The sequence below is a fragment of the Alcanivorax sp. P2S70 genome, from assembly GCF_000475295.1.
Classification (GTDB): domain Bacteria; phylum Pseudomonadota; class Gammaproteobacteria; order Pseudomonadales; family Alcanivoracaceae; genus Alcanivorax; species Alcanivorax profundi.
The window spans coordinates 1-12,996 of the sequence record NZ_AXBZ01000001.1 but is presented as its reverse complement, the minus strand read 5'-3'; the positions used below and the strand labels follow the sequence as shown (position 1 = coordinate 12,996).

The 12,996-nt window shown below is 58.3% G+C and carries 7 protein-coding genes; 6 read left to right on the top strand and 1 reads right to left on the bottom strand.

The window, feature by feature from the left end; all coding sequences use genetic code 11:
• The first annotated feature begins 11 nt into the window (after window positions 1-11).
• The 5 genes from Q672_RS17505 (at window position 12) to fhuF (ending at window position 11,070) form a co-directional block, all read left to right on the top strand.
• On the top strand, window positions 12-5,534 hold the full coding sequence (locus Q672_RS17505; protein ID WP_022983687.1) for a non-ribosomal peptide synthetase: 5,523 nt from the start codon (window positions 12-14) through the stop codon (window positions 5,532-5,534).
• A gap of 128 nt (window positions 5,535-5,662) precedes the next feature.
• Window positions 5,663-7,921, top strand: a complete 2,259-nt coding sequence (locus Q672_RS17500) for a TonB-dependent siderophore receptor (RefSeq protein ID WP_022983686.1) — start codon at window positions 5,663-5,665, stop codon at window positions 7,919-7,921.
• Window positions 7,845-8,897, top strand: a complete 1,053-nt coding sequence (locus Q672_RS17495) for a GNAT family N-acetyltransferase (protein WP_235047170.1) — start codon at window positions 7,845-7,847, stop codon at window positions 8,895-8,897. The genes Q672_RS17500 and Q672_RS17495 overlap by 77 nt, the downstream gene beginning before the upstream one ends.
• A 158-nt stretch (window positions 8,898-9,055) precedes the next feature.
• Window positions 9,056-10,348, top strand: coding sequence for a lysine N(6)-hydroxylase/L-ornithine N(5)-oxygenase family protein (locus tag Q672_RS17490; protein WP_031225681.1), 1,293 nt, complete (start codon window positions 9,056-9,058; stop codon window positions 10,346-10,348).
• Window positions 10,348-11,070 (top strand): siderophore-iron reductase FhuF, encoded by a 723-nt coding sequence (gene fhuF / locus Q672_RS17485; protein ID WP_022983683.1) that lies wholly within the window; start codon window positions 10,348-10,350, stop codon window positions 11,068-11,070. The genes Q672_RS17490 and fhuF overlap by 1 nt, the downstream gene beginning before the upstream one ends.
• Before the next feature lie 134 nt (window positions 11,071-11,204).
• Here fhuF and Q672_RS17480 read toward each other — a convergent pair whose 3' ends face one another.
• Entirely contained in the window at window positions 11,205-11,897 is a 693-nt protein-coding gene (locus Q672_RS17480; RefSeq protein ID WP_022983682.1) for a 4'-phosphopantetheinyl transferase family protein, read from the bottom strand.
• Between the two features lie 139 nt (window positions 11,898-12,036).
• On the opposite strand from Q672_RS17480, the gene Q672_RS17475 reads away from it, so the two are divergent.
• Window positions 12,037-12,954 (top strand): DUF808 domain-containing protein, encoded by a 918-nt coding sequence (locus tag Q672_RS17475; RefSeq protein WP_022983681.1) that lies wholly within the window; start codon window positions 12,037-12,039, stop codon window positions 12,952-12,954.
• Window positions 12,955-12,996 lie beyond the last annotated feature (42 nt).

The following is a 12,996-nucleotide window of genomic DNA, read 5'->3' as shown; positions in this document are numbered from 1 at the left end:
CGGAGTAAGGGATGAGTCTTGATAAAGTGGCACTGGCCCAGCGCTTTATGGCGCTGGAAGAAAGCAAGCAGGCCATCTTTTTGCAGAAGCTGGGTGAAAAGGGCATTCCGTTTGAGCGGCTGCCGATTGTGTCCGGGCATCGCCCTGCGCGGGTACCGCTGGCGCCGGCCCAGCAACGGCTCTGGACGATTTATCAATTGGAGCCGGACAACACGGCGTATCACCTGACTACCGCTTTCAGTTTGAGCGGTCCGCTTGAGGTGGCGCGTCTGCTGCGCAGCCTGGAGGCGGTGGTGCAGCGACACGAGAGTTTGCGCACCGGTTTTCAGGACCACGACGGAGACGCCGAGCAGATCATCCAGTCGGCGCGGTTGCCGGTTGAGCAGCGCGATGTTCGCTCGCTGGATCAGGCTGCCCGTCAGACGCTGGCTGATGAACATGCCCGCCGTCGCTTTGTGCTGGAACGGGACTTGCCGTTGCGCGTGCAATTGTTACAGGAAGGCGAGCAGCAATGGCGGCTGCAGTTGGTGATGCACCATCTGGTCTCTGATGGCTGGTCCATGGAGGTGTTCTTTACCGATCTTGGCCGCGCGTATCTGTCCGATGCCCCGTTGCCGCCCCTGGCAGTGCAGTATGCCGATTACGCGCTGTGGCAAAAGGCCTGGCTGGATGCCGGTGAGCGCGAGCGGCAACTGACCTATTGGCGTGAGCAGTTGCGGCTGGATCAGGGTGATAGCGTTCAGCCGCCGTTACTGATTCCCTATGATCGTCATCCGCAGCACAACGATCTTCGTCAGGCGGCCAGCGAGCAATGGTCGTTGTCGCAGACCTTGCAGGGCCGCTTGCAGGCCTTGGCGCGAGACAATGACACCACGCTCTTTACCGTGGTGTTGGCGGCCTGGCAGTGGGCGTTGGCGTCGGTCAGTGGTCGCCGGGATATTCCGGTGGGGGTGCCGATGGCAAACCGTGGCCGCAGTGAGGTTGAGGCGCTGGTGGGGTTCTTCGTCAACACCCTGGTGGTGCGAGGACAACCCGGCGCGGCCATGACCGTGGATCAATGGGTGCAGCAGGTGCACCAGACCATGCTGGATGCCCAGGCCCATCAGGCGCTGCCTTTCGACCAGTTGGTGGCGTCGTTGGCGCCTCGTCGTGAACCTGGCGAAACCCCGCTGTTTCAGGTGCTGTTTAATTATCAGCGTCGTGATGGTGGTCGCCGCCAGCTGGATAATGAGGTCACCATCGCCCCGCAGGCGCAGGGCGTGCCCCATGCGCTGTTTGATCTTGCGTTGGATGTGCACGAAGCCAGTGACGGTGCGCTGGCGCTTACGCTGACCTATGCGGCCGACCGCTTTCACAGTGACACGGCCCGACGTTTGCAGCACGCCATGGAACAGGTGCTGGCGGCTTTTGCAGGAGACCGCCAGCGGTGTTTGGGCACCGTGGATACCGCTACACAAGACTTGCCGCGTTTGCAGCAGTGGGGTGAAGGCGAAGGGGCTTATGTGGCCCAGAGTTTTCCTTCGCTGTTCTCGCAGCAGGCGGCGTTGCGCGGCGAGGCCATCGCCCTGGTGCATGGCGATACCCGTGTGTCGTTTGCTGAACTGGAAGCCCGTTCCAATCGTCTCGCGCGTTATCTTCTCGAGCAGGGTGTCAGCGCGGATGAAGTGGTCGGCGTTTCGTTCGCGCGTGGCGTCACCATGATCGAAGCGTTCCTGGCCGTAATGAAAGCGGGCGGGGCTTTCCTGCCACTGGATCCCGGTTACCCCACAGACCGTTTGCACTACATGCTCGAAGACAGCGGTGCCCGGTTGCTGTTGACCTCGTCGGATCTGGCGGAGACCTTGCCGCAGGTGGAGGGCGTCAGCCCGGTGTTCGTGGATCAACTGTCGCTGGCGAATACCGACGGCGGTTCGCTTAATAACGAACCCCATCCCGATCAACTGGCTTATGTGATCTATACCTCCGGCTCCACCGGCAAGCCCAAAGGCGTGGCCCTCACTCACGGCGGCTTGTCCATGCATGTGCAAACCATCGGCAAGCGTTACGGCATGACGCCGCAGGATGTGGAGCTGCAATTCGCCTCCATCAGTTTCGATGGTGCGGTGGAGCGCTGGAGCGTACCGCTGGCGTTTGGCTCCCGGGTGGTGATTCGCGACCAGGCATTATGGAGCGCGGAAAAATGCTGCGAGGTGCTGCAACAAGAAGGCGTCACCATCGCCTGTTTCCCGCCCAGTTATGTGGGCCCGCTGCTGGACTGGATCGAGCAGGAAAAGCCCGCACTCAAGGTTCGCTCCTGGACCCTGGGCGGTGAAGCGTTTACTCGCGAAACCTTCGAGCGCATGCAGCAAGTGCTCAAACCGCAACGCATCATCAACGGCTACGGGCCCACCGAAACGGTGGTCACGCCGATGTTGTGGGCGGCCTATGAGGGTGACAGCCTGACCAGCGCCTACGCGCCCATCGGCACCGCCGTGGGGCCGCGCAAACTGTATGTGCTGGATCAGGATTTGAATCGCGTACCCGCTGGTGTCGCGGGTGAGCTGTATATCGGCAATGAAGTGGGATTGGCGCGCGGCTATCACGACCGTCCGGACCTGACCGCTGAACGTTTCCTGCCGGATCCGTTCGGCGAAGCGGGTGAGCGGATGTACCGCACCGGCGATCTGGTGAAATTCCGCGACGACGGCGTCATGGAATATCTGGGTCGGGTGGATCAGCAGGTCAAAATCCGTGGCTTCCGCATTGAGCTCGGTGAAATCGAAAGTCGTCTGCTGGCTTTTGACTCGATCTGCGACGCCGCCGTGGTTGCACAACCTTCCCCCACCGGTGACCGGTTGGTGGGCTACATCGTGCCACGTCACACCGTAGGAGCGGCGCTTGAGCCGCGAACCCTGTTGGAAAGCCTGTCCCAAGCCCTGCCGGACTATATGGTGCCCAGCCAGTTGATCACACTGGAGCACCTGCCGCTGACGCCCGCAGGCAAAGTGGACCGCAAGGCGCTACCGGCTCCGCAATGGCAAACCGCCAGTGCCGGCGATGCACCGCAAACCGATAACGAAAACATTCTGGCGACCATCTGGCAGGCCTTGATGGGGCTGTCGTTCGTCAGCCGTGACGACCACTTCTTTGCCCTTGGCGGGGATTCCATTCTGGCCTTGCAGGTGGTCAGCCGGGCACGCCAGCAAGGGTTGGCGCTAACGCCCAAAGAGGTGTTTGAGCAGCCGTTGCTCAAGGACCTGGCCCGGGTTGCGCTCAGTGCCCAGGCGCTGGCGATTTCCCAACAGCCGTTGACCGGCGAGGTGCCGCTGCTGCCGATCCAGCAGCATTTCTTTTCGCTCAACCCGCCCAGCCCCCATCACTGGAATCAGCACCTGTGGCTGGCGTTGGCGCAACCCATGTCGCAGCACGCCCTGGCCGAAACGTTGTCGGCATTGTGCCGTCAGCATGATGCGCTGCGCATGCGTTACCGTTGCCGCGATGGTGTCTGGTCGCAACATTGCCTCTCGCCAGAAGCGGTGAGTGACGATGTGTTGTGGTGGCGCGAGGCAGCAGATGAGGACGCCGTGGCCGCACTGTGCCAGCAAGCCCAGGAAAGTCTGGATATCGAACATGGCCCCTTGCTGCGTGCGCTTTATGTGACAACCCCCCAGCAGCAAGACCGGCTTTTGCTGGTGATCCATCACCTGGCCGTGGACGGTGTGTCCTGGCGAGTACTGTTGGAAGACCTGCTGGCGGCGTACTCGCAGGCGCAGAGTAATGAAGACGGAGATGAAGGCGGAGGACAAGAGATTGTTTTGCCGCAACGCACACATACCGTGTCGGACTGGCATCAGGCCCTGCAGCAATGGCTGCAGGAAAACGGCACCCAACGTTTGCCGTTCTGGCAGCAACAGCAGCCGGAGCCGGGCCATGTACCGCTGCCGGTGTATGGCGAAAAACGCAGCGTTGCAGTATCACTGGATGAATCGGCGACCCGTCGTTTGCTTCAGGAGGCGCCGACCAAGCTGGGGGCGTCTGTGCCGGCATTGCTGCTGACGGCGCTGGTGAGAACGCTCCAGGCTGATGATCAGAAAGGCGATCAGGAAGGCGACCAGAAAGAGCATCAAGGCGCCGCGCTTGCGACTCGAGCTCCGCAGGTTGCGAGCAATCTTGTTATCAATCTGGAAGGCCACGGTCGCGAAACCCGGCTTGCCCCCGGGCTGGATCTCAGCCGTACCCTGGGCTGGTTTACCAGCCTGTTCCCGGTGTCGTTGCCGTGGGCGGCGGATCCCCGCCAGAACCTGTTTGCGGTTACCGAACAACTCAAAGGCACCGAAGCGGATGCTGGCGTCGGTTATGGCGCCCTGCGGTTTATGGCCGATAGCCCGCTCAACGACAGTGCCGATGCGCCGTTGACGTTCAATTATCTGGGCCAGTATCACGATGATGCGTTGATTCAGGGTTTCACGCCGCTCAACGGTGGCGGTAATGCCCAGGCCGATGACAACCCTATGGCGGCGCCGCTGGCCATTAATGGCCAGGTAATGGCTGGGCAGCTGGAGCTGGTGTGGGAATTTGCCAGCAGCCGTTATGACGCTGGCACCATTCAGCATTGGTGCGGCCGCTATCGCCAGGAACTGTTGGCACTGCTGGCGCTGGCCGATGCGCCACGGGACAGCCAGGCCGACCCGGCACTGGTGACGGCGCTGAATTCTTCACAGAATTGGTCGCAGGACTCTTCACAGAACTCTTTACAGAACACGGCCACAGACATACCGGTGTTGTGGTGTCCGCACCCGGTGACCGGCCGGGTCACCGGCTATCAGACTATTGCGGCAGCCCTGGAAGGGCAGTGGCAGGTGCGCGGCATACAGTCGCGCAGTTTTCTTGAGGAAGGCTGGTTTGACCCGTCGCTGGAAGAAATGGCAGAGCGCTATTACCGCACCCTGAAGCAATCGCAACCACGCGGGCCTTACTACCTGCTGGGCTGGTCGCTGGGCGGCGCCCTGACCATGGAGCTGGCCAGCCGACTGGAACGTGATGGCGAGACCGTGGCATTTGTAGGGCTGCTGGATAGCTATGTTCCTGGCACCGAAGTGGCGGAAGATCAGTGGTCGTCACCGCAGGCGCAGGCAACTCTGCGAGAGCATCTGGGTTTGCTGTTGCCGGGGGTAAGTGCTGCGGCATTGGATGAGTGCATTGTCCTGTTGCGAAATCACCAGCCCCCTCAGTGGCCGCAACAATTTTCAACATGGCTATCGCAGCAACCCGTGGATGCCATGGTGGCAGACAGTGCGCGCCAACTTTTGCATTCATGGGCTGTGGAGCAACACCTGCGTGATCTCTGTTGGGGTTATCAATTGCCCAGCCTTAAAACGCCCTGCCATGCCTGGTGGGCCGCACAGCCACCAGGCAGGGCCGAGATGCTGAAAAATGGCATCGAGCAACGCGTGATGTTGGCACAAAGCGAGGTCTTGATGACCGATCATGTTGGCATTGTGCGTGAACCGGAAATGGTTCGGTGGTTCGAGGAACGTTTGTCGAGTGTGAACTGATACAAATTGACAGGAAAACCCGGCAGGAATTGCACCGGGGAGACTGGTTGTAAGGAATGTAATCTGTATAATCGCGCATGCGAATCATTCCTATTAATGTGTTTGTTACGATCGTCAGGAGAAAAACGATGGAGAATCGGACAGGGAGCAGACTGGCTCAGGGGATTGGGGTCTGTCGTCATCCGTTGGCATTGGCTATTGCGGCTGCATTGGCAGCTTCACCGGTCTGGGCGGAAGAGGCCACCAACGAAGAACAGTTGGAAACCATTGAAGTCAACGCTGAGCAGTCTGAGGACGTGTATGGTCGTGATGACTTTGGTTATGTCGGTCAGCGCAGCCGGACGGGTACCAAGACAGATAGCCCTGTAAGCGAGACTCCACGCTCCGTTTCTATCGTAACTCGCGAGCAGATGAATGACAGGGCAGCCGTCAGCATCAGCGATGCCTTGCGCTATACGCCCGGTATTCAGGCCGGTTTTTACGGCGAAGATAACAAGCAAGACTGGTTTATTGTCCGGGGTTTCAAACAGGCGAACAAAGGCCTGTATCGAGATGGAACCCGAACCTATTCAGAAGGGTTTTACAGCTGGCAGATCGACCCCTTCCAACTGGAGCGGGTTGAAATTCTTCGCGGTCCGGCATCCGTCCTTTATGGGCAGACTCCTCCGGGCGGGGTGATCAACGTGATCAGCAAACGTCCTCAGGATTATAGCTTTGGCTCTGTTGAAGTTGAGTACGGAAGCTGGGATCGAAAGCAGGTGTCGGCTGATCTCGGTGGTATTGTTGGCGATGGTCATGCCTTCAGGCTATTGGCGTTAGGCAGGCAGAGCGGCACGCAAGTGGACGATGTCGAGCAGGATCGCGTTCTTTTCGCGCCTTCGCTGAAGTTGAACGTAGGGGACAACACTGAACTGACATTGTTGGCCAGTTATCAGGAAGATAATTCCGATCCCTACCTGCAGTTCCATTTGGCGGAAGGCACTCTGAATCCCAGCACTACCGGAAATGGATACATTGGTGACGATGTTGCCATTGGCAACCCGGATTATGAGCGCTTTGACAGAACGCAATACACTCTTGGCTACGAACTGAATCACGATTTTAATGACGGGGCGTCGTTTCAGCAGAACGTGCGTTATGGCCGTATTGATATCGATCTGCGTCAAATGTATGCGCTGGCATATTCCGATGATTTTGGTATGCCCTCGAATCGAACGGAGGTCGTACGCTATATCTCTACAGAAGATGGGCATGCAGATAGCCTGAATGCCGACAACCGCTTTATCTTCAAATGGGATCTGAACGGCATGGAGCATACCTTGCTGGCAGGTATCGATTATCAAATGTTGAAGATAGACGGGAAGGACTATGCGGCTGATCCGATTGTAGGGGAAGAATTGTTTCCGGGTATTTATGCCCCTAATACATTGAACGTCTATAACCCTGAATACGCCAATGCAAGCGATATCGTTCTGCTGGATGGAACTCTGCAGCCACTATCGGAAAGTGATCTTCAGCGCCGTACTACGGACAGCTATCAGCTGGGCTTCTATCTGCAGGATCAGGTAAAAATTCAGGACCACTTGGTTTTGATGCTAGGAGCCCGCCACGACAAGGTTGATACCAAATTCGAAAACAAGGCGACTGGGGCTAAGCAAGATGTAGATGGTGATGAGTGGACTGCCAATGCCGGGCTGGCATGGATCTTCGATAATGGCGTTACTGCCTATACCAACTACTCCCAATTCTTCCAGCCCATTATTCAGCTGGATGCCAATAACGAGCCCGCCAAGCCGGAACGTGGTGATCAAGTCGAAGTTGGTTTGAAGGTGCAGCCTGAAGGGTTTGACGGTTACTTTAATGCCGCGGCGTTCAAAATTACCCAGGAAAACCTGACCTCTGGCACTGCAGGAACAGCATCGTTTCAGCAAATCGGTGAAGTCGAAAGTGAAGGGGTAGAGTTTGAGGCAGTGGCGAATGTGACTCCGAGTCTCAGCTTCGTTGCCAATATGACCTTCCTGGACCCCGAAATCACCGAAGATGCTCGCGGAGAGACCGTTATTGGTAACCAGCCAAATCAGGTGTCAAAACGCTTGGGTTCAATCTGGGGCAAATACAGCTTCATCGGTGGAGTTATGAACGGTCTTTCCATTGGTTCAGGTGTCCGCTATGTGGGCTCAACCTATGGTAATGATCTTGAGCAGCACAGTTTCAAGGTGCCGTCATACACAATCTGGGATGCCACGGTCAGCTACCAGTGGGATAACTTCAAATTCCAGGTTGCCGCCAAAAACCTGGAAGACAAGGAGTATGTTTCTACTTGTAACTATTGGTGTTGGTATGGCGATCGTCGCAACGTCATTGGCAGTATCTCTTATGCCTGGTAATGCCCGCCACACCGCCATGCTGCTGCCCACCGGGCAGCAGCTGGATGTGTTCGATCAGGAATTGACACCGCAGTGGCGGTGTCAGAGCAATGATCAGGATCTGTTGACCGTGGAGCTGGACGATACGACAGCTCGCGTTCTGCAATCCACGGACGACCCGGCACAACTGTGCCGGGCCGCTTGGGCTTTTTTTGTCTCGCGGCCCGCGGTGACGGCGCTGGAATTTTCTGGTGATGGTCATCCCGGTTTCATGGTGCAGCGCGACAATGATTCTGCTGTGCTGGAGCGAGACATGCTCTGGCAGTTGACCGGCGACTGGCTGCCCAAGGCAGCGGCGTTTCCGTACCCGGTCCGCATGGTGATGGACGACAGTGGTCGCCGTCACCCCCGTCGCCCGGCCAAGCCGAGTGGCGAAGTGTATCGCCGTTTCGATACCGGTATTCAAGCGTGGGTGTCACTGCGAGTGCTGGATATTGAAGAAGACCTGGAGCGCTTCATGCGCTGGCAGAACAGCCAGCGGGTCGCAGCTTTCTGGGAACAGAGCGGCACACTGGAAGCGCATCGCGCCTACCTGGAAAGCCAGGCAAGGGATCCGCGCGTGCTCAACCTGATTGGCTGTATTGATGATGATCCCTTCGCCTACTTTGAAGCGTACTGGGCGAAAGAGGACCGTATTGCGCCGTACTACGACGCACAGGATTTTGACCGCGGCATCCATATGCTGGTGGGCGAAGAGCACCACCGTGGGCCGCACAAGGTAAAGGCGTGGCTCAATGCCCTTTGCCATTATCTGTTTCTCGATGATTGTCGCACCACGCGGATCGTGTCCGAGCCGCGTGCGGACAACGACAGGATGATTCAACACCTTCAAGCCAGGCGTTTTGCCAAGCCAAAGGAGTTTGATTTTCCGCACAAGCGCGCAGCCCTGATGGTGCTGCAACGTGATGCGTTTTTTGAGCGTTGCGAGCTGAGCTGAAAATCACGGTTCGGTAGGGACTCTTATACCGGACTGCCATGGCGCGCTGCCCACCACTACCCGGCAGCAAGTGGCTGACCTGTCCGCAGGGTGCGGACGGTCGGTGTATGGATAACCCGGAGACCGGGATGGGTCTCCGCCACATTGAGGACACCCCCATGAACGTTCATTCCCAGGAATATGATGTCGTCGGCATTGGCTTTGGCCCTGCAAATCTGGCTATTGCCATTGCACTGGAAGAACAGTCGGACCTGAAAGGGCTGCGTTATTGTTTCCTCGAAAAACAACCGCGTTTTGAATGGCACGGCGGGATGCTGCTGGATGGCACCCGGATGCAGGTCTCTTTTCTGAAAGATCTGGCGACCCTGCGCAACCCGGCCAGCCGTTTCACCTTCGTGAATTACCTGCACGACAACCACCGTCTGGATTCCTTTATCAACATGGGTACCTTTTTCCCGACCCGTGTGGAATACAACGACTATATGCGTTGGTCGGCGGAGCAGTTCAGCGAGCGAGTGCAATACGGTGAGGAAGTGATTGCCATCGAACCAGTGGAGCAGGGTGGCGAAGTGGAGTGGGTGCGTATTCGCTCCCGCAACGCCGACGGTTCAGAGAAAGAAATTTTTACCCGTAATCTGGTCATCGGGATTGGGGGATACCCGAATGTGCCCGCCGTGTTTGCCGGCAAGATGGGCGACAACATGGTGCATTCCTCCCGCTATAAACATGAATACGAGCGTTTCGGTCGCCATGAAACGCCGCGTATTGCGGTTATCGGTGCCGGTCAGAGTGCCGCAGAAATCTATCTGGATCTGATGAACCAGTATCCGGATGGAAAGATGGACATGATCACCCGCAGCCGTGCGCTCCACCCGGCGGATGACAGCGCTTTTGTGAACGAGATCTTTGATCCCGCCTTCACCGACACCATCTATGCGCGCCCGGAAGAAGAGCGTCGTGATTTTCTGAAAAAGTTCAGCCAGACCAACTATGCGGTGGTGGATCTTGCGGAAATCGAACAGATCTATGAGCGACTGTACCTGCAAAAAGTCACCGGCAAGGTACAGCACCGGTTCCTGTCCAACCGCGACATTGTCGGTGTGCAGAATGACGGCACCCGGGTATTGCTGACCCTGCGCGACAAAGACACCGGTCTGGAACAGACCGAAGTCTACGACGGGGTGGTGCTGGCCACCGGCTACAACCGTAATGGCCATGAACAGTTGCTGGCGCCCATGGCCGACTGGATGTCGGAGCAAGGGGTGGAGCGTTGCTATCGTCTGCCCATGGCGAAAGGCTGCCGCGCCAATATCTTCCTGCAAGGGTGCTGCGAGGAAACTCACGGCCTGAGCGATACCTTGCTGTCAGTACTGGCAGTGCGTTCCCAGGAAGTGGTGGATGCCCTGATTCAGCGTCACAGTCGCCCGCTGGCGGCGGCCTGCGCCAGCTGATGATCCCGGCACTGGCCCCCCTGTTCCAGGGGGGCTTTGCTCACTACGGTGAACGGCTGCGGCTGGCGCAACCGGATGACCCTGCCCTGCCATTGACGGCACTGCTGGACCCGGCGGTGCTGGACGTCCAGTTACAGGCGTTTCGCAGTAACTTCGCCCAGGAAGATCCCCGCGCGGTGCTGTCGATCTGGAGCAAGTACTACTTTCTGTATTTGGTGCCGCCGGTATTGGCCGCCAATCTGATTCTGCAACGCGACCTGCCGTTGGATCCCCATGCCATGCGCGTGGAGATGGATCCGACCGGATTGCCAGCGGTATTCGTCTTCGCCGATGAGGGCGGCCCGCTAGCGCCGCCTTTGCACGGCCTGGACCGCTTCGCGTCCCTGCTACAGGACAACCTGGCCTTCATGATCGATGGCTGGCAACAGCGATATGGTTTGTCGGGAAAAGTGCTGTGGAGCAATGCCTCGCGCTACCTTCGCTGGTTCGTACAGGAACTGTCACGCTTTGGATTACCGGAACCGATGTGGGCGCCGGGCAAGAGTCTGCTGGAGGCGAAAGCCTATGCCGATGGCACCCGCAATCCGCTTTACCAGGCCTATGTGGAGCGGTTTCGGCGCGACGATGGTGAGCCGCTGTCGGTTCGAAAGCTCTGCTGCATACGTTATCTGTTGCCCGACACCGAGTTGTGTGAAGACTGCCCTCGGCTCTGTCACAGCTGAGCCGCGATGGCCTTGCCCGTCGCTTTAATCGCGGTGGAACCACCGCTCCCACAGAGTGTGATGGCCTGCAGGAGACTTGCCCCTGTGGGAGCTTGCCTGCAAGCGATGCTGCACCGGGTTATATCGGAATGGGCTTATCGGGGAAGGGCAATCCAGCTCAGCACCCCATGTTGACGTTCGCGCCAGCGGAACGGAATTTCCGTGCCTTTTGGCCAGTCTGCATTGAGCGTGCGCAATAGCGTCAACCGGTCTGGCTTGCGTCGTTCCGCATCGTGGAAGTAAAAGCGTTTCCCGGTCAGGGGGTACAGGGCCTTGAACAGACTTTCCTTGGCGGAAAAAATCAGCGTTAGCCGGTTTGCCCGCTGTAGCGGCGTCATACGGTTCAGTTGCTGGCGCTCGTAGTCGGTGAACAACTCTTTTTCCAGTCGGGCTGCCCGTTCCGGGACGACCCACTGTTCGGTATCGAGCCCCACGGTAAGCCAGCGCTCAGCATCTGCCACCAGCACCTCGGCGATGCCATGACTATGGGTGATGCTGCCGATCCTGCCCTTGGGCCAGCGGGGCGAGCGGTCTTCATTGACGCCGGGGATTCCGGTGGCGCCCAGGCCCTGTAACCCCTCGCGGGCGCACCATCGCCCGGCTAGATACTCGGCCTTGCGCTTGGCGACAGCGGTTCGCAGGGTCACCGGTAACGGAATGCCTGCCAACAGGAAGCTGTCATCAAGCAAACGCTCAGGCTGATAGCGGCAACTGACGCGAAGCAGTCCGTTTGCCAGTTCTTCCTGGTGAGGTTGGCTTAGGCAGGCCGGGCGTTGAGGGTTCGTCATGACGACACGTTTCCTTGCATGAAGGGCGACTATAACAAAGCCGCGCCTGTGCGTCCGTTAACGCCAAAGGGTACACTTGCCGGCGCAGATATTCTGTTACCTTTTGCCCTGCCGCACGCCAGACCCAGAGGAGAACACCATGGCCGGAACCAGCCTGCTGGCACTGATCGATGATATTGCAACGCTGCTGGATGACGTCTCTGTCATGACCAAGGTGGCAGCCAAGAAAACCGCTGGTGTGCTGGGGGATGATCTTGCCTTGAACGCCGAGCAGGTGTCCGGGGTAAAAGCCGACCGGGAGCTGCCGGTGGTGTGGGCCGTGTTCAAGGGCTCGGCGTTGAACAAGCTGATCCTGGTGCCGGCGGCGTTGCTGATCAGTGCCTTTATTCCCTGGTTGATCACGCCGCTGTTGATGCTGGGCGGCGCGTTTCTGTGTTACGAGGGTTGTGAAAAACTGGCCCACAAGTTTTTCCATGGCAACGATGAGGGCGAACACGCCGAAAAACTGAAGGCGGTGGCCGATGCGTCGGTGGATCTGGTGGCCTTCGAGAAGAACAAGATCAAGGGGGCTATCCGCACCGATTTTATTCTCTCGGCAGAAATCATCGTGATTTCATTGGGGGCGGTCCAGTCTGCCACCTTTGGTGTTCAGGTCGCCGCGATTTGTACCATCGCGGTGCTGATGACCATCGGCGTCTATGGTTTGGTCGCGGGCATTGTGAAGCTGGATGATGCCGGCCTCTATCTTGCCAAAACGGATCCCCAGGCATCCGCGGCGAATGCGCGCATCGCACTGGGTAAAGGCATTCTGGCCCTGGCGCCCTGGCTGATGAAAACCCTGTCGGTGGTGGGCACCCTGGCCATGTTCCTGGTGGGTGGCGGTATTCTGGTTCACGGTATTCCCGGTTCCCATGACTGGCTGCATCACCTTCAGGAAATGGCTGGCGCCGTGGCATTTGCGGTGCCGTTGCTGGTGAATCTGGTGGGCGGTGTGATTGCCGGGGCGATGGTGTTGGCTGTTGTGACTGCCATCGGTCGGTTACGCGGGGCGCGATAGGCCCCGCGTATCACGACTTAAGGAGCCTCTGAATAACTCCTT